General features: G+C 71.5%; 18 protein-coding genes. 7 read left to right on the top strand and 11 right to left on the bottom strand.

Annotation, left to right across the window (positions count from 1 at the left end; translation table 11 throughout):
* Nucleotides 1-62: 62 nt before the first annotated feature.
* A complete protein-coding gene (locus OG842_RS09050; protein WP_323185717.1) occupies nt 63-1,028 on the top strand; it encodes a serine protease in 966 nt (321 codons plus the stop codon).
* Between the two features lie 169 nt (nt 1,029-1,197).
* On the opposite strand, the gene OG842_RS09055 is transcribed toward OG842_RS09050, so the two are convergent.
* Both OG842_RS09055 and OG842_RS09060 read right to left on the bottom strand, forming a co-directional pair.
* The gene (locus OG842_RS09055) at nt 1,198-2,124 is read right to left on the bottom strand and encodes a hypothetical protein (RefSeq protein ID WP_266729124.1); all 927 of its coding nucleotides are present in this window, start codon (nt 2,122-2,124) and stop codon (nt 1,198-1,200) included.
* A gap of 84 nt (nt 2,125-2,208) precedes the next feature.
* Nucleotides 2,209-3,516, bottom strand: a complete 1,308-nt coding sequence (locus OG842_RS09060; RefSeq protein WP_266729125.1) for a hypothetical protein — start codon at nt 3,514-3,516, stop codon at nt 2,209-2,211.
* 215 nt (nt 3,517-3,731) lie between these two features.
* Between OG842_RS09060 and OG842_RS09065 the strand changes: the two genes are divergently transcribed.
* The 3 genes from OG842_RS09065 (at nt 3,732) to OG842_RS09075 (ending at nt 6,714) form a co-directional block, all read left to right on the top strand.
* On the top strand, nt 3,732-4,241 hold the full coding sequence (locus OG842_RS09065; RefSeq protein ID WP_266729126.1) for a hypothetical protein: 510 nt from the start codon (nt 3,732-3,734) through the stop codon (nt 4,239-4,241).
* A 26-nt stretch (nt 4,242-4,267) separates the two neighbouring features.
* The gene (locus OG842_RS09070) at nt 4,268-4,927 is read left to right on the top strand and encodes an RraA family protein (RefSeq protein WP_266729127.1); all 660 of its coding nucleotides are present in this window, start codon (nt 4,268-4,270) and stop codon (nt 4,925-4,927) included.
* A gap of 257 nt (nt 4,928-5,184) precedes the next feature.
* Nucleotides 5,185-6,714, top strand: a complete 1,530-nt coding sequence (locus OG842_RS09075) for a helix-turn-helix domain-containing protein (RefSeq protein ID WP_266729128.1) — start codon at nt 5,185-5,187, stop codon at nt 6,712-6,714.
* 83 nt (nt 6,715-6,797) lie between these two features.
* Here the strand turns inward: OG842_RS09075 and OG842_RS09080 are convergent, their stop codons facing one another.
* Nucleotides 6,798-7,610 carry a sulfite exporter TauE/SafE family protein gene (locus OG842_RS09080; RefSeq protein ID WP_266729129.1) on the bottom strand — a complete coding sequence of 271 codons (813 nt, stop codon included), beginning with the start codon at nt 7,608-7,610 and terminating at the stop codon, nt 6,798-6,800.
* Nucleotides 7,611-7,711: 101 nt separating this feature from the next.
* On the opposite strand from OG842_RS09080, the gene OG842_RS09085 reads away from it, so the two are divergent.
* Complete coding sequence (locus OG842_RS09085) at nt 7,712-8,482, top strand: AraC family transcriptional regulator (RefSeq protein ID WP_266729130.1); 771 nt, start codon at nt 7,712-7,714, stop codon at nt 8,480-8,482.
* A 40-nt stretch (nt 8,483-8,522) separates the two neighbouring features.
* Here OG842_RS09085 and OG842_RS09090 read toward each other — a convergent pair whose 3' ends face one another.
* Both OG842_RS09090 and OG842_RS09095 read right to left on the bottom strand, forming a co-directional pair.
* The gene (locus OG842_RS09090) at nt 8,523-9,341 is read right to left on the bottom strand and encodes a hypothetical protein (RefSeq protein ID WP_266729131.1); all 819 of its coding nucleotides are present in this window, start codon (nt 9,339-9,341) and stop codon (nt 8,523-8,525) included.
* Between the two features lie 56 nt (nt 9,342-9,397).
* Nucleotides 9,398-10,021: a TetR/AcrR family transcriptional regulator gene (locus OG842_RS09095; protein WP_266729132.1), complete on the bottom strand. Its 624-nt coding sequence runs from the start codon at nt 10,019-10,021 to the stop codon at nt 9,398-9,400.
* Nucleotides 10,022-10,120: 99 nt separating this feature from the next.
* Between OG842_RS09095 and OG842_RS09100 the strand changes: the two genes are divergently transcribed.
* Together OG842_RS09100 and OG842_RS09105 are read left to right on the top strand one after the other, a co-directional pair.
* The gene (locus OG842_RS09100) at nt 10,121-11,053 is read left to right on the top strand and encodes an aldo/keto reductase (protein WP_266729133.1); all 933 of its coding nucleotides are present in this window, start codon (nt 10,121-10,123) and stop codon (nt 11,051-11,053) included.
* A gap of 38 nt (nt 11,054-11,091) precedes the next feature.
* Nucleotides 11,092-11,931 (top strand): SDR family NAD(P)-dependent oxidoreductase, encoded by an 840-nt coding sequence (locus tag OG842_RS09105; protein ID WP_266729134.1) that lies wholly within the window; start codon nt 11,092-11,094, stop codon nt 11,929-11,931.
* Nucleotides 11,932-12,039: 108 nt separating this feature from the next.
* On the opposite strand, the gene mnhG is transcribed toward OG842_RS09105, so the two are convergent.
* From mnhG to OG842_RS09135, 6 genes are read right to left on the bottom strand one after another with little or no spacing between them, the layout of a single operon-like run.
* Nucleotides 12,040-12,393, bottom strand: a complete 354-nt coding sequence (gene mnhG / locus OG842_RS09110; RefSeq protein ID WP_266729135.1) for a monovalent cation/H(+) antiporter subunit G — start codon at nt 12,391-12,393, stop codon at nt 12,040-12,042.
* Complete coding sequence (locus tag OG842_RS09115; protein ID WP_266729136.1) at nt 12,390-12,728, bottom strand: monovalent cation/H+ antiporter complex subunit F; 339 nt, start codon at nt 12,726-12,728, stop codon at nt 12,390-12,392. The genes mnhG and OG842_RS09115 overlap by 4 nt, the downstream gene beginning before the upstream one ends.
* Nucleotides 12,725-13,351, bottom strand: a complete 627-nt coding sequence (locus OG842_RS09120; protein ID WP_266729137.1) for a Na+/H+ antiporter subunit E — start codon at nt 13,349-13,351, stop codon at nt 12,725-12,727. The genes OG842_RS09115 and OG842_RS09120 overlap by 4 nt, the downstream gene beginning before the upstream one ends.
* On the bottom strand, nt 13,348-15,003 hold the full coding sequence (locus tag OG842_RS09125; RefSeq protein WP_266729138.1) for a Na+/H+ antiporter subunit D: 1,656 nt from the start codon (nt 15,001-15,003) through the stop codon (nt 13,348-13,350). The genes OG842_RS09120 and OG842_RS09125 overlap by 4 nt, the downstream gene beginning before the upstream one ends.
* A complete protein-coding gene (locus tag OG842_RS09130) occupies nt 15,000-15,602 on the bottom strand; it encodes a Na(+)/H(+) antiporter subunit C (RefSeq protein WP_266729139.1) in 603 nt (200 codons plus the stop codon). The genes OG842_RS09125 and OG842_RS09130 overlap by 4 nt, the downstream gene beginning before the upstream one ends.
* Complete coding sequence (locus tag OG842_RS09135; protein WP_266729140.1) at nt 15,599-18,526, bottom strand: Na+/H+ antiporter subunit A; 2,928 nt, start codon at nt 18,524-18,526, stop codon at nt 15,599-15,601. Before OG842_RS09135 ends, OG842_RS09130 begins: the two co-directional genes overlap by 4 nt.
* Nucleotides 18,527-18,530: the final 4 nt, after the last annotated feature.

An 18,530-nucleotide genomic window follows, 5' to 3' on the forward strand; every position in this document is an offset into this window, starting at 1 on the left:
CGGCAGGCCTCGGATGACGAGGCTGAGTGCATACGGATCCACCGAGCAAAAGGGAACCACCTGTGTTCAGCTTCAAGCCGCTGCGCCGCCGTACCGCCCGCACCGCCGCCGTCGGCGCTCTCGCCGCCGCGGCCTGCGCCACCGTCCTGGCCGGCAGCGCCGCAGCCATCGTCAACGGGTCGGACTCCACCGAGAGCTACCCGTTCATGGCGACCATTCCGGAATCGGCCCCTGAGCACGGTCTGCACGACGGGACCTGCGGGGCATCGCTGATCGACAAGCAGTGGGTGCTGACGGCGGCCCACTGCGTGACGGGCGACGGCCTGAAGCTGGACGGCATCGTGCGCGTCGGCAGCGAACACCGAAAGTCCGGCGGCACTGTCCGGAAGATCGACCGGACCTTCGTCCACGCCGGCTATGTGAACGGCGAGACCAAGGCCGCCAACAAGAACGACATGGCGCTGATACGCCTGGACCGCCCGGTCGCCGGAAAGCCCATCAAGATCGCCGAGCGGCCCGGGCAGCCCGGCACGCCGACCCGGCTCGTGGGCTTCGGCACCACCTCCGACACCGGGTTGAAGTTCCCGGACCGGCTGCAGGAACTGAACACCCGCAGGGGCGCCGAGTCCGAGTGCGCGCCCGGCTACGCGGACCGGACCCGGCTGTGCACGATCACCACCGTGCCCAAGGCCATGGCGTGCTTCGGGGACTCCGGCGGACCGCAGCTCCAGAAGGGCCGGGACGGCCGCTGGGAACTGATCGGCGTCACCTCGGGGCCCGGCACCCCGGGTGTGCCGTGCTCGCACGGCCCCGGCCTCTACACCAGCGCGCCCGCCTACGCGGACTGGATCGACAAGACCATGAAGAACAACAGCGCTCCGTCGACTGCGGCCAAGGGCTCCGACCTCGCCGAGACCGGCACGAACGACAACACCACGGCAATCGCCGGTATGGCCGCCGCGCTGATCGTCGCCGGTGGCGGCACCACCGTCGCAGTGCGCCGCCGCAGGGCCCGCCACGCCGCCTGAGCAGAACCGGCGCCGCGCAGGGGCGGCACTGGTGAGACGGGGCGGCTGTCCCTCGGCAGGGAGTGCCGCCCCCGTCGCACTCGAACTCACTCGCACCGTGACACGGCCCGTGCGATTCCCGGCGGAGGCCGAGCGCGGGACCGCTGCCGGAATCCGGAGCGGACTGGGCTCAGAGTCTGTGGTCGATCTTCTTCTCCCGCATCAGCTCCCCCAGCTCCTTGTCCGACAGCGGGTGCAGAGTGTCCAGGAGACGGCGCAGCCCGGTTTCGTCAAGGGTCTGGCTGGCGACCTCGGCCTCCGCCTTCCCGTGGCGGCGGACAAGGGTGACGTCGCGGGTGCCGTCGGGAAATTCGCGGACCATGACCATCTCCCGGTTCGCGTCCACCGTGCAGGTGACGCCCTTCTCCGCGGGTTCGGGGCATCGAGCTTCCGGCGCGTACGACGAGCGCACGACGAGGCTCACGTACCCCGGCTCGTACCCCTCCCGGACGGGACGGTAGTCGACGACGAAGGTGGCCGGGCCGAGCTCCGCGCGGGAGACCTGCATGCCCGGCGGTGCGGCGCCCAGGTACAGCAGCTCCGGCTTCTCCCGGTACCGCGCGATCTCCGCGTCGTGCTGACGCTGCTGCGACTGCGCCGGACCGACGAAGCCCCCGTAGACCACCCCGGCCGCCAGCACCACCAGCGCCCCCGACCGCACCCACCGGCCCGGCACGAAGAGCGCCGCGGCCACGGCGTACGGCACCCCCGTCAGCGCGATCCGGGTACCGGCGCTCCCCAGGTCGACGTCCCCGCTGTAGGCGACCAGACCCGACAGGACACCGAGCGTGCCGAGGACGAAGACCAGTACCGCCCAGCCCAACCGCCGCGGCACGGAACCGCACAGCGGCACCACGTCCTTCACCAGCAGGCCCGCCACGGCCAGCAGGACCACCATCATCGGCGCGCCCAGTGCCAGGACCGGCACCATCGCACCGGCCCCGCCGCCCCAGGCCACCGCCACCAGCCCGAAGCCGAGCGCCGGCACCGCGGTCGCCGTGATCGCCCAGACCACAAAGAGGTGCAGGGCCGTGAGCGCCCCTCTGCCACTCGTCATACCGCGGAGCCTGTCAACCGGTGCCCGGACGCACATGAGTACCCGTACTCAGTGGGCTGATCCGCTGCCCGGCCGGGCAGCGGATCAGCCCGTCCGGCGCGGCAGTTGGTCCTCCAGGTGGTCCGGGCTGAATCCGAGCCGTTCACCGAGGGCCCGGTAGCGGTCGCGCCGGGCGTCGGGGACGGGAACGTCGTGCGTGAAGAGGATCTGGAGGAGGAGGCGGAAGCCCAGGTCCGGGTCCACCGTGGCGACCACGTCCTCCAGCACGCGCGCCACGTCCCGCACCTCGGCCACGTCGGTGTGCGCCGCCTCGCGGACCTCGCGCAGCACGGCCCCGGCCAGATCTGTCCGGGCGGGCGACAGGTACGGCACGTAGACGGGGTCGACCTCCATCAGCCGTTCCCGGCATGCCCGAGCCACCCGCTCCAGCCAGGCCCGCGTGTCGGCATCGAACCCCTCGTCGGCGTCGAACGCCGCATCGACGTACAACCGGCGCGAGGCGGTCCGCCACAGTGCCGTGACCGCCTCGTCGGACAGCGCGGAGTCCAGCAGCCGCCGTACATCCTCCAGAAGCACCGCCGCGTACGAGCCCGGAGCGGAGACCGCGTCGCTGCCGACCAGGCTCCGGATGTTCTCCGCAACGTTGCCCTGGTACTTCCAGTCCGTGCCGTGGAACACGCTCGCGAGCACCGGCAGCCCGAAGCGCCCGAGGTCGAAGTCGCGCCGGCCGGGGTCGACGGGGGGCCAGCGCACGTTCAGCCCGTCGTGGACGGCGACCAGGGGGTGGGCCAGCAGTTCGCCGATCCCGAGCAGCCTGTCGTACGCCTCCTTGCCGATCGGTACGGAGTACGCCTTCGCGGCCCGAAGGAACAGCCTGAACCCGAGGTCGGCGTCCGCCTCATGCACGACCCGCAGGAGCGCCGGGACGATGTCCGGGACCGCGACGGCGCGTCGGAGCGCGGCCGCGGCCGACTCGATCTCCGCCGCCACGGTCCCGCGCAGCTCCTCCTCCGGCGCCGTCGGCCGCGCCTCGTCGAGGACCTCCGCCTCGGCCTTTTCCCGCTCCTGCGTGAACGGCGGGCAGACCTCCGCGACCCGGCGCAACCAGCAGCGGATGTCGGTGCCCTCGTCGGCCGGGTCGAAGCACCGGCGCACGGCGGCCAGCCATACGGCGTGGAGCACCTCGTCCGGCAGCGGGGACTCCAGCAGGAGCCGGACGTCCCTGCCGAGCTGGTGGTCCTCGTCGTCCGCCTGCGCCCCGGCGAGGGCGAGCACAACCGGTACGTCGGTGCGGAGCGCCGTACGCGAGCACAGCGTGCCGGCGAAGCCGCTGAGCCCGAAGTCCTGCGCGTAGTCGACGTAGTACAGCTCGCGCATCCGCACCGTCGGCAACTCCGGCCGCCCTCCCCCCGTGTCGGCGGCACCGATCCCCCGGGCGCCGAAATGACCTGCGCGCACTGCGGATCGGACAGGATCCACCGCGCGCGGCACCCACCTTAGACACGGTGCTCACGAACGGGACAAGGCATCAGGAATGCCGAGTGACGCAGGTCATGGGCGGAGCGGGCCCGGCGGCCGATGTCAGATGCCGCGGCTACGGTTTCGCCATGGCAGTCCCCGCGATCATCCCCATAGCCCACGAGCCGGACTACCGGACCGACACCATCGGGCGGTACGCAGAAGGGCAGTTCCTGGCCTCGGTCACCTATGCCTTCCCCGACGGGTACACGGTCGACGACGACTGGGAGGAACACAAGCGGCTCTATGTCGTTCTGCACCGGTTCGACTACGAGGGCCGGCATGTCGATTCGGACATCTGGTGCGCGGGAACGCAGGCCGAGCAGCGACAACTCCCCACCGGCGACGACTCCGTCATGGCGCGGGCGGAGGCGCGGATGGCGGCGCTCCTCGACGGCCTTCCCGAGCGCGAGTACGGAGACATCGCGATCCGGCCCTTCCGGCTGACGGTCGACGGCGTGCTCTTCGGGCTGGTCATCGAGCGCCACGACGACGGGGAAGACGGCGAGGGCGAGGGCGAGGGCGAGGACGACTGGGCCGAACTCCACCCCGACCAGCTCGGCTTCTACGCTCCATGGGACGGCCAGTACGACACCTGACGTGTGGACCCGGACGACGGAGGAACATGAACGACATCAGTGAATTCCAGAAGTTCGAGGAGCCCAGGGAGTCCAGGGAGTTCGAGGACGTCTCCCCGACCACCCTCGCCGACCTCCTGGGGCGCGGGCAGGTCATGGACATCGGCATCCGCCCGCTGTGGCCCTCGGTTCCACGGGTCGCCGGCCCGGCGTTCACCGTGCGGTGCCCTCCGGGCGACAACCTCATGCTCCACGCGGCCATTCACCGCGCGGAGCCCGGCAGCGTCATCGTCGTCGAGTCCGGCGACGTGGACTACGCGCTGGCCGGCGGGAACGTCTGTGCCGTCGCCCGACGCCGGGGCATCGCGGCGTTCGTGGCCGACGGTGTGATCCGTGATCTCGCCGAGGTGCGCGAGATGGGGTTTCCCGTCTTCGCCAGGGGCGTGATCCCCATTCCCGGTACCAAGAAGGCGGTCGGGCCGCTCAACGGCCCCGTGCGGTGCGGCGGTGTGGACGTGGATGCCGGTGACATCGTGGTGGCGGACGAGGAAGGCATCGTGGTCGTTCCCCGCGCCCGGCGCGAGCAGGTGCTCCGCGACGCCCGCGCGAAGGTGGCCGAGGAGGCCGGCGAGTCCCTGGACGCGTGGGAAGCCGCGCACCGCGCCCGTATCGACGACATCCTGCGCGACAACGGCTTCGAGGACTGACCGCCGGAAGCCGACGGCCGGTCTCCGGGCGCTCCCGGAGACAGGTGCCGGGCAGCCCGGCCGCCCCCGTCCCCCGTACGGACGCGCACCGCACGCGGACGCGGCGGTCCGGACGCAACATGGAACGCACGGCGCGCACCGGATGCGGGCGGTTCATACCGGCCCGACCTGCAACTGCCGTGCCGACACGCCCGAGAATCACCCGAACACCACACCCCGGCACAGGTCTCATCTCATATCTGAGATAGCCTTTCGCCATGTCAGACGATTACCTCGTACGCATCGGCAAGCTCATCCGTGACGCCCGTCAGCATCGGGGCTGGACACAGAGTCAGCTCGCCGAGGCGCTCGCCACCAGCCAGAGCGCCGTGAACCGCATCGAGCGCGGCAATCAAAACATCAGCCTTGAGATGATCGCGCGCATCGGTGAGGCACTCGACAGCGAGATCGTGTCGCTCGGCTACGCCGGGCCCATGCACCTGCGGGTGGTCGGCGGCCGTCGGCTCTCGGGCTCCATCGACGTCAAGACGAGCAAGAACGCGTGCGTGGCACTCCTCTGCGCCTCGCTGCTCAACAAGGGCCGTACGGTGCTGCGCAGGGTGGCCCGGATCGAGGAGGTCTACCGCCTCCTGGAGGTGCTGAACTCCATAGGCGTGCGGACCCGCTGGATCAACGAGGGAACCGATCTGGAGATCGTCCCGCCCGCCCGGCTCGACATGGACGCCATCGACGCGGACGCCGCCCGCCGGACCCGTTCCATCATCATGTTCCTCGGCCCGCTGCTGCACCGCATGGACCGGTTCAAGCTCCCGTACGCGGGCGGCTGCGACCTCGGAACGCGGACCATCGAGCCGCACATGATCGCACTGCGCCGTTTCGGTCTGGAGATCGCCGCGACCGAGGGCATCTACCACGCCCAGGTCGACCACTCGGTCACCCCCGGCCGCCCCATCGTGCTGACCGAGCGCGGCGACACCGTGACCGAGAACGCGCTGCTGGCCGCCGCCCGGCACGACGGCAGGACCGTCATCCGCAACGCCTCCTCCAACTACATGGTCCAGGACCTCTGCTTCTTCCTGGAGGCCCTCGGTATACGCGTGGACGGCATCGGTACGACCACACTGACCGTCCACGGGGTTCCGCACATAGACGTGGACGTCGACTACTCCCCCTCCGAGGACCCGGTCGAGGCGATGAGCCTCCTCGCCGCCGCCGTGGTGACGGAGTCCGAACTGACGATCCGCCGGGTGCCGATCGAGTTCCTGGAGATCGAACTCGCGGTGCTGGAGGAGATGGGCGTCGACTGCGACCGCACGACGGAATACGCCGCCGACAACGGCCGCACCCGCCTGGTCGACCTCACGGTCCGGCCCTCCAAGCTGGAGGCCCCGATCGACAAGATCCACCCCATGCCGTTCCCCGGGCTCAACATCGACAACGTGCCCTTCTTCGCGGCGATCGCCGCCTCGGCCCAGGGCCAGACCCTCATCCACGACTGGGTCTACGACAACCGGGCCATCTACCTCACCGACCTGAACCGCCTCGGCGGCCGGCTCCAACTCCTGGACCCGCACCGGGTACTGGTCGAGGGCCCGACCCGATGGCGCGCCGCCGAGATGATGTGCCCGCCGGCCCTGCGGCCCGCCGTGGTGGTACTGCTCGCCATGATGGCGGCGGAAGGCACGTCCGTACTGCGCAACGTGTATGTCATCAACCGCGGTTACGAGGAGCTGGCGGAGCGGCTCAACTCCGTGGGCGCGCAGATCGAGATCTTCCGGGACATCTGACAGGCATTCACCGCTGCACGCCGCCCGGCCCGTACGCGTGAGGGCCGGGAGGCGTGCGGCGGTGTGCGTGGGTGGCGGCTGCGTCAGAGGCCCAGGGCCAGCATCACGATCAGTACGACCACGAGCAGCGCGACGTAGGCGACGGAGTGGACGCGGTCCGGGACGCGGCCGACGAGGCGTCTGGCCACCGCGATGGTGGGGAGCGAGCCGATGAGCAGGGCGGCGCCCGCGGTGAGGTCGACGTAGCCGAGCTGTCCCGGGCCGGCGGGGGTGGTGGGGGCGAGGGCGTAGACCAGGGTTCCGGCCACGGCGACGGGGACGCTGAGAGGGTTGGCCATGGCGGTCGCCTCGGCCATGGCCAGGCCCCTGCGCCGCAGGAGCGGGACCGTCATGACGCTGCCCCCCACACCCAGTCCGGCCGCCACGAGGCCGATGCCGAGGCCGCCGAAGGTGACGGTTCCCCGCTCCAGGGGCTGCGGACGGGTCCGGTCCGCCACCGAGAGGAAGCCCTTCCTCAGCAGGCTGTCGGCGATCGTGACCAGCAGGTAGGCGGCGAACAGCAGGCGCAGCGCCGTGCCGCCGATCAAGGTCGTCGCGAAGGATCCGGCGACGGCGCCCGCCGCGATGAAGGCCGCCAGCGGCCAGACGTACTCGCGGCGCAGCCGGCCCTGACGCCACTGGGCCAGGGCCGCCGCCGCGGCGTTGACGACCATGACGGCCGCCGAGGTCGCCACGGCGATGTGCATGGCGTCCGCGTCGGTTCCGGGACGCGCCGTCATGGTCAGGACGCCGTATATGACGGGGACCGTGATGAAACCGCCGCCGAAGCCGAAGAGCACGGTCGTGACGCCGGTCAGGCAGCCGAGGAACAGAAGGGTGAGGAAGGAGGTCAGCACTGGTCCGACACTAGGGATGGCGCGACTTGGCGGGCAATCGATGAATCGCCTACTTCCTACGCACAGCAGACACGGCACTCGGCCGCGCGTAGCCTCACGGCATGCGGAACATTCCGGTCGCAGAGGTGGACGGGCTCGACCGTGCCGTGCTGGCCATCGGCACCGACTACCCCCCTGACCACCTGCTCCCCCGGCACGAGCACCGCCGCGCCCAGGTCCTGTACGCGGCCACCGGCGTCATGCGGGTCGAGACGTCGGACGGCAGCTGGACGGTGCCCACCGCCCGCGCCGTACTGATCCCGCCCGGGACCACACATCAGGTCACGATGACGGGCGTCTCCACCCGCAGCCTCTACATCGAGCCCGCCGCCGTGCCGTGGTTCCCGTCCCGCTGCCAGGCCGTCGACGTCTCCGCCCTGCTCCGGGCGCTGATCCTGGAAGCCGTCGAGATGGAGCCGCGCTACCCGGAGCACAGCCGCGACGCGGCGGTCGCGGCCCTCATCCTCCACGAGCTCAGAAACCTCACCCCGCTGCCCCTCGATGTACCGCTGCCGTCCGATCCGCGGCTGCGCGGACTGTGCGAGGCATTCCTGCAGCAGCCGGACGTCCATGACCCGCCCGCGCGCTGGTGCGCGGCCCTCAACGTCAGCGAACGCACCCTGGCCCGCATGTTCCGGCGCGGCACCGGCCTGACCTTCTCTCAGTGGCGGCAGCGCGCCTGCGTCCTGCACTCCCTCCAGCACCTCACCGCGGGGACGCCCGTCACACGTATCGCGGGCCTGCTCGGCTACGACAACCCCGCCGCCTACACAGCCGCGTTCAAGAAGCTCCTGGGCCGGCCGCCGACGGAGTACCGGAGCCGGGAGGGCTGATTCAGGGTCGCCGGGTCGCCGGGTCTTCGTGCCCCGCCCGTCACGAGGAGCGCTGGTGGCCCACGTCGCGGGCCAGGTCCAGGCCGAGTACGCGGTCGAGGTGGGCGAAGGTCTCGAACTTGGCGCCCGGCGGCACATCGGACCGTCCTGCCAGCTCGGCCAGCAGGGCCAGGACGGCGGCGACGTCGAGGTCCTCGGCGAGCGCCGCGTACGACTGCCGCAGCAGGTCGGCGGGGATCGGCCGGGACGGCTCCTGCGCCCAGTCGGCGACCGACCGGCGCCAGTCGCGCAGTGTCCGCCTGGCCTCGGCGAGCGCGGCGCCGGTGACCGTGACCGGTGTTCTGTAGGGGCTGGTGAGCAGCAGGAGGCGCACGGCCAGCGGGTCGGCGGTGTCCGTCGGATCGGGTGTGCCCGGGGCGGGGAGGTCCTGGGTCGGTGGGGCCGTGGTGACTCGGCCCACCTCGATCAGGGCGCCGCCCTCGGCGTCGGCCGGGTCGGTGCCCTCGGAGACCACGTGGACGTCGGCGGGGCCGCCCAGTGCCGGTTCCGGGCGGTGGGCTCCGACGACTGCGGGGGGATGGATGCCGAGTACCGCCATGACCCGGTCCAGGGCGCGGGCCCGGTCGGGCGTCAGCTCCGGGGTGGTGAGGACCGTGATGACCTGGAGGCCGTTCAGCTCGGCGGTACGGGCCAGTACGTCGCCGATCAGCGGGACGCGCAGGTGCACGGGGCCGAGCCCGGTGCCGGTGTCCGGCCCGGTGCCGATGTCCGGCAGCTGGACGCGGCTGCGCAGCAGGTGGCGTGGGGCGACGGGGACTTCCATGAGGTGGCCGGTGCGGGTGTCGGCGATACGCAGCATGATGCGGAGGCTAGGCCGTGCCCGGGTGCCGGTCCTGTTGCCACGCCTCGCGCGCTTCAGGAGCGGTCGTCGGGGAGCTCCGTGGCCGAGCGCATGTAGTCGTCGATGATCCGGTGGACCGCGCCGCGGTGGTCGGCCGGGTCGCCGTCGATGCCGGCGGCGCGGAGGGCGAAGGCGCCGAACAGTTCCCAGCCCAGCAGCTGCGCGATGGCGATGGCGAAGGCCTCACGTACCTCCGCGCTGTCCTGCGCCCCCAGTGACACCGCGGCGTCCAGCGCCGACGAGCGTTCCTGGAAGGAGGAGGGGGCCCGGTTGCTCAGCGCCAGCCAGGACACCAGGCGCACGTAGTCCATGCTGCGCTGTTCCTCGCTGCGGAGCCGGGCGAGGGCGTCGAGCGGGTCGGAGGCCGTGCGCACCGCCTCCAGGGTCTCGCGCTCCGACACGTCGAGCACGGCACGGATGAGGTCCTCACGGCCGCCGATGTAGTGATGGATGAGGCCGTGATTGACGCCTGCGTGCTGGGCGACATCGCGGAGCGACACCGAGTCGGGGCCGCGTTCGGCGAAGAGGGCCCGTGCGGAGGAGACCAGTGCGGCCACCGTCTGCTCCCGGCCAAGGCGCGGCCGACGGCCGGGACGGTTCGCGGGCTCGTCGTGCTTGTCGTGCTTGTCGGTGTCCATGTCCTCGACTTTAGTCACTCGTCTAAAGTGAAGCGGTCCGGGTCCGGGCGGTGCTCGCCCCACTCGTGACGGAGAGAAGACAAGTGGAGGCCTTGAGCAATGGAAACGCGTGAGTACGGCGACGGTGGTCCGCAGCTGTCGGTGGTGGGTCTGGGGTGCAACAACTTCGGGATGAAGCTGGACGCCGAAGGGAGCCGGGCGGTGGTCGCCGCCGCCCTGGACGCGGGCATCACCCACTTCGACACCGCTGAGATGTACGGAGACGGCAAGTCCGAGGAGTTCCTCGGCGCCGCCCTCGCGGGGCGCCGCGACGAGACCGTCATCGCCACCAAGTACCTTCCGCGGCCGCAGGACGAGCCCTACACCCCGGGCGCTCTCGCGTCGCGGATCCGCGAGGCGTGCGAGTCGAGCCTGCACCGTCTGGGCACCGACCGGATCGACGTCTACTACCAGCACTACCCGGACCCCGAGGCGCCGGTCGAAGAGGTCGTGGAGACGCTCGACGAGCTGGTGCGGGCCGGCAAGGTGCTGCACGTGGCCACCTCGAACGTCGACGCGGGGCAGATCAGCGGCTCCCGTCAGGTCGCCGAGAAGCTCGGGCTCACCCCCTTCACCGGGGTGCAGGCCGAGTGGAACCTGCTTTCGCGCGATGTGGAGGCCGGTGTCGTTCCGGCGGCGCGGGCGGCCGGCATGGGTGTCGTGCCCTACTTCCCGCTCGCCTCCGGCCTGCTCACGGGCAAGTACGCCGCCGGGCAGCCGTACCCCGAAGGGTCGCGCTTCGCGCTCATCCCGTACTTCGCCCAGGTGGCGACCGAGGAGAACTTCCGCAAGGTCGAGCAGCTGACCCGGTTCGCGGCCGACCGCGGGCGGAGCATCATCGAGCTCGCCTTCGGCTGGCTCCTCGCCCAGGACGGCGTCGCCTCCGTCATCGCCGGCGCCACCACCCCCGAGCAGGTCGCCGCCAACGCCGCGGCGATCGGCTGGGAGCTGGACGCCGAGGAGCTCGCGGCCGTGCAGAACATCCTGCGCTGAATCCGCCGCACACCCACGATCGAGGAACAGGACCTTTCATGACCACCTCACAGGACACCTTCCAGGGCAAGGTCGCCGTCATCACCGGGGCCTCCGCGGGCATCGGCGCCGGCTTCGCCGAGCACGCCGCCTCCCTCGGGATGAAGCTGGTCCTCTCCGACATCGCCGAGGACCGGCTGGCCGCCGTGGTGCGGGCGCTCGCCGACAAGGGCGCCGGGGTCGAGGGCGTCGTCACCGACGTCTCCGACCCGGCGTCCGTGGAGGCGCTCGCCGAGCGGGCGTACGAGCGCTTCGGCACGGTCGATCTGCTGCTCAACAACGCGGGCATCATGGCGATGGGCTACTCCTGGGAGATCCCCGCCGAGCGCTGGGACGCCATGCTGCGGATCAACATCGGCGGGTACGTCAACGGCATCCGGGCCTTCGTGCCGCGGCTGCTCGCCCAGGGCGGGAAGGCGTGGGTGGTGAACGTGTCGTCCGTCGGCGGGTTCCTGCCGAGCCCGCTGATGGCGCCGTACAGCGTGACGAAGTTCGGCACGCTGGCGCTGACCGAGTCGCTCGCCTACGAGTTGCAGATGAAGCAGTCGGACATCCAGGTGTCGGTCGTCTTCCCGGACTCCGTCCAGAGCGAGATCTTCAAGGTCGATGCTCCAGGCCAGGGGGCTCAGCCGGAGGTCGCCGCGTTCAACGCGCAGCTCCAGGCGCGGGCCGACTCCGCCGGGATCACGCCGCTGGAGCACGCGCGGCGGTGCTTCGAGCAGATCGCGGAGGGGCGTTACTGGGTGTTCCCGCAGCCGGAGATGGTGGACGCGGCGCTGCCGGCGCGCACGGACATGATCCTGGGGCGGCACAACCCGGTGCTGAACCCGAACGTCTGACGCGATACGCCCGAGCGATGAGGAGGCGGGGCCCCCGTCCCCCGGCATTCGTGCACGGATGCCGGAGGTGCCCCGCCCCGTCACTTCCCACCACTCGCTTCTCGCTTCTCACTTCTCCTCGGTCAGCTGCTCGTCCAGTTCGTCGAAGAGCAGCTCGCCGTGGTCGATCTGGCCGGTCCGGTAGGCGGACCGCGCCACCAGGTGGGCGGCGACGGGGCCGGTCATCAGCTGGAAGAAGCCGATCAGCCCGAGAGTCGCCAGGTCCATGCCGCTGCGCAGTCGCAGGGCGACCCCGGCGAGGACCAGGAGCATCCCGAGGGTCTGCGGCTTGGTCGCGGCGTGGCTGCGGGAGAGCACGTCCGGCAGCCGCAGCATCCCGATCACACCGAGCAGGCAGATGGCCGCGCCGACGAAGACCAGGACCGCGCCCGCCAGGTCGAGGATCTGGAACCAGACGCTCACCGCTTCTTCCCCCCGGGGGTGTCGGGGCCGTCCCCGTTCGTGCCGCGTCGCGGCGGTCTGTCGCGTACGGCGATGAAGCGGGCGATGCCGACCGACCCCGTGAACCCGAGGAACGCCAGCACCAGCATGATCGGGAAGTAGAACGAGTCGCGCGCGAAGGCGGACTTGGCGCCGAGGCCCGCGATGATGAGGGCCGCGCACACATCGAGCGAGATGGCCCGGTCCAGCATGGAGGGGCCCCGCCAGATGCGGGCGAGGAGGCCCGCCCCGGCGATGACGATCACCACGACGGCCGCGGTGAGCAGTGCCCGGTCTACGGTCTCCGGTGCGTTCATGCGTCGCCCTCCCGGTCGGTTGCGGTCGGTGGAGGCGGTGCGGCGACGCGGGCGATCTCGTCCGCGGTGCCGAAGGCCCGTACGGTCAGCCGTTCCAGGCGCCAGACGGAGCGGCGCGCCGCGTCGAGCACCGCGGGCCGGTCCGCGTCGAGGACGTGCAGGAAGACGGTGGCCGTGGCTCGGCGTACCTCGACGACCGATCCGCCGGGCACGTTGGACACGGCGACGGCGGTGGCCGCGAGCATCAGGTCGGAGCGGCAGCGCAGCGGTACCGCGATGACGGCGGCCCGGTGCGGGTGGTCGACGAAGATCTGCCGGGTGACGCGTACGCCCGAGGTGTACATGTCGTAGAGCAGGTACCCGGCGAGCATCAGGATGCCCCAGGGGTGCAGGCGCAGGCCCAGGTCGACCCGGGGCAGCGGGAAGGCCAGGCAGACGGCGACGGCGACGACCACGCCGGTGAGCAGGTTGGCCGGGTTCGGGCTGGACCAGAGCAGCACCCAGATCAGGGTGAGCCAGGCGATCAGCGGGAGGTCGAGCACGCGTCGTCGGCGCCCGACGAACTCGCAGCTGAAGGGGGGCATGTCCTTGTCCCGGAAGGACAGCCTGAGCAGGCGTTTCACCGGCCGAGCACCGCCTGTACGTAAGGGGTCCGCGCGAGGAGTTCGGCGGCCGCGCGGTCGGTGTACGAGGTCAGGGGCCCGGCGAACACGGTGAAGGCGAGGCCGAGCGCGACGGTCGCGGCGGTGGCCCAGGTCATCGGCAGGGGCAGTTTCGTCGTGGTGGTGACGGCGTGCCCGTGCAGGGTGGCCGCGACGGCCCGTCCGGCGGGCTGGTGGCGGGGGCTGACCGGTTCGTCGCCGGTGCCGGGGATCCGGTCGGGGCCCTCGTCCGCATCGTCGTCGTCCTCGTCGGAGTCGGACTCCAGGACGGTGCCGGTGGCGGCCTGTCCGGGCGGTGCGGCCCGCCAGAACGCCAGGTTCCAGACCTTGGCCATCACGTACAGGGTCAGGAGGCTGGTCACCGCCGACCCGGTGACGAGGATCCACGCCCAGACGCCGCCGTCGACGACACCGGCCCTCATCAGCCCGAGTTTGCCGATGAAGCCGGAGAGCGGCGGGATGCCGGCCAGATTCATGGCGGGTACGAAGAAGAGGGCGGCGAGCAGCGGGGCGGCCTTGGCGAGGCCGCCGATCCGGGTGAGTTCGGTGGTGCCGCCCCGGCGTTCGATCAGCCCGGCCACCAGGAACAGCGTGGTCTGGACGGTGATGTGGTGGGCGACGTAGACGATCGCGCCGCCGTACGCGTCCCGGGTGGCGAGGCCGATCCCGAAGACCATGAAGCCGATGTGGCTGATGAGGGTGAAGGAGAGCAGCCGTTTCAGGTCGGTCTGGGCGACGGCTCCGAGAATCCCGACGACCATCGAGGCGAGCGCGGCGGCCATCAGCAGATCGCCGAGCCGGTTGCCGGGGAAGAGCAGGGTCTCGGTGCGCAGCATGCTGTAGACGCCGACCTTGGTGAGCAGTCCGGCGAAGACGGCGGTGACCGGGGCGGGTGCGGTCGGGTAGGAGTCGGGGAGCCAGGCGGCGAGCGGGAAGACGGCGGCCTTGATGGCGAAGACAGTGAGCAGCATCGCCTGGATCAGGGTCTGGACGCCGAGCGGGAGTCCGGCGAGGCGGCCGGCGAGCTGGGCGAAGTTCGCGGTGCCGGTCGCCGCGTACGTCATGGCGATGGCGGTGAGGAACAGCATCGACGAGAAGAGGGAGATGATCACGTACGTGGAGCCCGCGCGGATGCGGGGGCCGGTGCCGCCGAGGGTGAGCAGGACGAAGCTGGCGACGAGCATGATCTCGAAGCCGACGTAGAGGTTGACGAGGTCACCGGCGAGGAAGGTGCAGGAGACCCCGGCGACCAGGATCAGATACGCCGGGTGGAAGACCGCGACGGGTGTCTCCTCCTCCCGGTCGGCCATGCCCTGCCCGAGGGAGTAGACCAGCACGCAGAGGGTGACGGCCGAGGAGACGGTCAGCATCAGTCCGGACAGCCGGTCGGCGACCAGGGTGATGCCCAGCGGCGGGGCGAAGTCGCCGAGGTGGACGGTGAGCGGGCCGCGCATGTCGGCGACGGTCATCAGGGTGACGGAGAGCCCCAGTACGGCGGTGAGCACAGCGACACTGATGAGGCGCTGGAGCTGTTTGAGGCGGGTGCCGAAGGCGAGGCTCAGGCCGGTGGCGCAGAGCGGCAGCAGCACCGGCAGGGGGACGAGTGCGTTCATCCGGTGGCTCCCGGGTCGGCGTCGGGGCGGTCCTGCTGGGCCGCGTAGTCCTCGGGGTCGGCGCCCAGCACGTCGTGCCAGAGGTCCCCGGTGGCGTACCGGCCGCGGGCCTGGAGGGCGCGGTCGGCGCGCAGCCGGGCCCGCAGGCGGCGGCGTTCCTCGCGGTACCGGGTGCGTTGCTCGGCCGTGACGTCGTCGGTGGCCCGGTAGCGCTCGCGCAGTTCGTCCCGCTCCCCCAGTACCTCGGCGCGCAGCGCGATCCGGCGGTCCTCCAGGTCGTCGTGGACCTCGTCGGTGCCGGTCAACTGGTGGCTGCGGTAGGCCATGGCGAGGAGGAACGCGGTGGTGGCGAGGGTGATGACGATCGCGGTGAGCGCGATGGCCTGGGGCAGCGGGTCGGTGACCCGGCCCAGCGGGACGCCGTAGAGGAGCGGTTCCGCCCCGGCGCGTCCGCCCGCGGCGAGGACGAGCAGGTTGATGCCGTTGCCTGCGATGACCGCGCCGAGCAGGATGCGGGTGAGCGGGCGGGTGAGCATGAGGATGCCGCCGACCGCGCACAGCACCGCGGCGGTGGCCAGGAGGGAGGCGCTGACGGTCATCCGGGGGTGCCTCCCGTTCCGGGTGCCGGTCGCGGTGGTGCGGCGGCGGTGGCCTCGGCCGCCTGCTCGGCCGCCGCGCGCTCGATCTGGCGGTCGATCTTGGCGCCGAGGGCGCGCACGATGTCCAGCACCACGCCCAGGACGAGCAGATAGACCCCGAAGTCGAAGAGGATGGGCGTGCCGATGTGGTACTCGCCGATCAGCGGCAGCCGGCCGTGGTGGGTCCAGGCGTGCAGGACCGTTCCGTCGGCGAGGCCGAGCAGGGCGACGCCGGTGGAGAGGAACAGTCCGAGGCCGGTGAAGAGTCCGGGCTGGAGCGGGGCGGCCTCGGCCAGTTCGAACCGGCCGCCCGCCAGGTAACGGGTGATCAGGGCGAGTCCGGCGACGAGCCCGGCGACGAAGCCTCCGCCCGGCATGTTCTCGGCGCAGAACAGCAGGTACAGCGAGAGCACCAGGACCGGGTGGAACAGCAGCCGGGCCACGACCTCGAAGACGACGGAGCGGTGCTCGGGCGCAAGCGTCGAGCCGGCCGCGAGCCAGCCGCGCTCCGGTGCCCCTTCGTCGCCGTGCGGAAGGCCCGTCATCCCGTTTGCCGTCAATGACCAGGCGGTACGTCCCCGTACCTCGTCGCGCGGTGACGACTCCTCGGTCCGGCGGTGCAGGTAGATCAGGCTCGTGACGCCGACCGCCGCCGCCGCGAGCACCGCCGACTCCCCCATCGTGTCCCAGGACCGCAGGTCGACGAGGATGGTGGCCACGACGTCCTTGAGCCCGTGGTGGGAGACCTCCTCGACCATGGCCGCGCCCGCCGAATCGGCCTTGCGGGCGGCCGCCGCCACCCACACCACCACTCCGAGCGTCGCCGCCGCGGCCAGCGCCACCGGGATGCGCACCGCGCGCCGCCAGGTGCTGACCGGCTCCTGGAAGTGCACCGGCATCCGCCGCAGCACCAGCACGAACACGATCATCGACACGGTCTCGACGCAGAACTGGGTGAGCGCCAGGTCCGGGCCGCCCTGGACGACGAAGAGGAGCGCCGCGCCGTATCCGGTGAGCCCGGCCAGGACCACGGCCTTCATCCGGCGGCGGACGGTGAGGCACAGGAGTGCGGCCGCGCAGGTCAGTACGGCGACGGCGCCCTGGAGGGGGAGGTCCCAGATCCTCGGGGCGGCGGCCGTGTGCCAGGGCCGGTCCATGACGAGGACGGTGAGCTGGCCTGCCAGCATCACGAGCAGGGTGGTGGCGAGGTAGCCGGAGAGCGAGCCTCGCTGGACGAAGCCGGTGAGCTGGAGGGAGAGCCGTTCCAGGCCGAGCAGCAGGTGCCCGAAGACGCTGTCGGCGGATCTCCAGGCGATCCGCCGGGAGAGCCAGGTCACTCCGGCGCGTCCGAGGAAGAGCAGCACACCGCCCGTGGCGGCGACGGCCGAGAGGAGCAGAGCGGTCCCGAAGCCGTGCCACAGCGCGAGGTGGTACGGATGCGCGGACGGCTCGAAGGCGTCCGCGTACGCGCTGAACAGCCGGTCCATCCAGCCGACGCCCGGCCCCAGCACCAGCCCGCACAGCGCGAGCAGGGCGGGCGGCGCGAGGAACGCCCACCCGACCCGGTGCACCGGGGTGTCCTCGGCCCCAGGCTTGCGGCAGAAGGCGCCCCAGACGAACCGCAGGGTGTACGCGACGGTCAGCGCCGAGCCGGCGACCGTGACGCCCAGCGCCCAGCGGTCGGCGGTCGATCCCTCCAGCAGCGCCTCGAAGGCCGCCTCCTTGGCGGCGAAGCCGAGCAGCGGGGGCAGGGCCGCCATGGACGCGGCGGCGAGGACCGCGACCGAGCAGACGTGCGGCAGCGCCCGGCCGACGCCGGAGAGCCTGCGCAGATCACGGGTGCCCGCGGCGTGGTCGACGATGCCGGTGACGAGGAACAGCGGGGCCTTGAACAGTGCGTGGGCCAGGATCATGACGGCGGCGGCCAGCGCGGTGTCCCGGTTGCCGGCTCCGGCGAGCAGGGTGAGGAAGCCGAGCTGGCTGACGGTGCCGTAGGCGAGGACGAGTTTGAGGTCGTTCAGGCGCAGCGCCCGCCAGCCGCCGAGCAGCATGGTCGCGGCGCCGAGGACGATCACGACGGGCCGCCAGACGGGCACGTCCGCGAAGCCGGGCGCGAGCCGCGCGACGAGGTAGACCCCGGCCTTCACCATCGCGGCGGCGTGCAGATAGGCGCTGACGGGGGTGGGCGCGGCCATGGCGTTGGGCAGCCAGAGGCTGAACGGCCAGATCGCCGACTTCGACAGGGCCCCGCACAGGATCAGCACCACCGCGACGGAGACCGCGAGGGTGGCCCGGGGCGGGTCGGCGAGGATGGCGGAGATGCGGTACGTGCCCGCCGACTGACCGAGGATCAGGAAGCCGACGAACATCGCGAGACCGCCGAGGGTGGTCACGGTGAGCGCCTGGAGCGCGGAGCGGCGGCTGTGCTTCTGCTCGCTGTCATATCCGATCAGCAGGAAGGAGAAGACCGTGGTCAGCTCCCAGAACACATAGAGCGAGATCAGGTCGTCGGCGAGGACGAGGGCGAGCATGGCGCCCGCGAACGCCAGGAGATTCCCGGCGAATCCGGCCAGTTGCGGGGTTTCGTCGGTGAAGTACGAGGCGCAGTAGAGCAGGACGAGTGTGCCGATCCCGGCCGCGAGCAGCACCATCAGTTCGGCGAGCGCGTCGAACCGCAGCGCGACGGTGACGTCGTACGCGGGCATCCACCGCCACGACCAGGTGACCGCGGAGCCGGACGCCGCGGTGTTCCACTGCGTGGCCGCCCACACGGTGGCGGCGGCCGGTGGCAGTGCGAGGACGGCGAAGGCGCGTCTGCCCAGCCTCCGCACCAGCGGGCGCGCGAAGGCGGCCAGGACGAAGTGGCAGACGATGAGCGCGGTCATACGG

The sequence above is a fragment of the Streptomyces sp. NBC_00376 genome, assembly GCF_036077095.1.
Taxonomy (GTDB): Bacteria; Actinomycetota; Actinomycetes; order Streptomycetales; family Streptomycetaceae; genus Streptomyces.

What these genes read in the sequence shown, in the direction of transcription:
- OG842_RS09055 (WP_266729124.1), bottom strand. Translation starts at nt 2,124, where the DNA reads ATGACGAGTGGCAGAGGGGCGCTCACGGCCCTGCACCTCTTTGTGGTC.
- OG842_RS09065 (WP_266729126.1), top strand. Translation starts at nt 3,732, where the DNA reads ATGGCAGTCCCCGCGATCATCCCCATAGCCCACGAGCCGGACTACCGG.
- OG842_RS09070 (WP_266729127.1), top strand. Translation starts at nt 4,268, where the DNA reads ATGAACGACATCAGTGAATTCCAGAAGTTCGAGGAGCCCAGGGAGTCC.
- OG842_RS09075 (WP_266729128.1), top strand. Translation starts at nt 5,185, where the DNA reads ATGTCAGACGATTACCTCGTACGCATCGGCAAGCTCATCCGTGACGCC.
- OG842_RS09085 (WP_266729130.1), top strand. Translation starts at nt 7,712, where the DNA reads ATGCGGAACATTCCGGTCGCAGAGGTGGACGGGCTCGACCGTGCCGTG.
- OG842_RS09090 (WP_266729131.1), bottom strand. Translation starts at nt 9,341, where the DNA reads ATGCTGCGTATCGCCGACACCCGCACCGGCCACCTCATGGAAGTCCCC.
- OG842_RS09095 (WP_266729132.1), bottom strand. Translation starts at nt 10,021, where the DNA reads ATGGACACCGACAAGCACGACAAGCACGACGAGCCCGCGAACCGTCCC.
- OG842_RS09100 (WP_266729133.1), top strand. Translation starts at nt 10,121, where the DNA reads ATGGAAACGCGTGAGTACGGCGACGGTGGTCCGCAGCTGTCGGTGGTG.
- OG842_RS09105 (WP_266729134.1), top strand. Translation starts at nt 11,092, where the DNA reads ATGACCACCTCACAGGACACCTTCCAGGGCAAGGTCGCCGTCATCACC.
- OG842_RS09115 (WP_266729136.1), bottom strand. Translation starts at nt 12,728, where the DNA reads ATGAACGCACCGGAGACCGTAGACCGGGCACTGCTCACCGCGGCCGTC.
- OG842_RS09125 (WP_266729138.1), bottom strand. Translation starts at nt 15,003, where the DNA reads ATGAACGCACTCGTCCCCCTGCCGGTGCTGCTGCCGCTCTGCGCCACC.
- OG842_RS09130 (WP_266729139.1), bottom strand. Translation starts at nt 15,602, where the DNA reads ATGACCGTCAGCGCCTCCCTCCTGGCCACCGCCGCGGTGCTGTGCGCG.
- OG842_RS09135 (WP_266729140.1), bottom strand. Translation starts at nt 18,526, where the DNA reads ATGACCGCGCTCATCGTCTGCCACTTCGTCCTGGCCGCCTTCGCGCGC.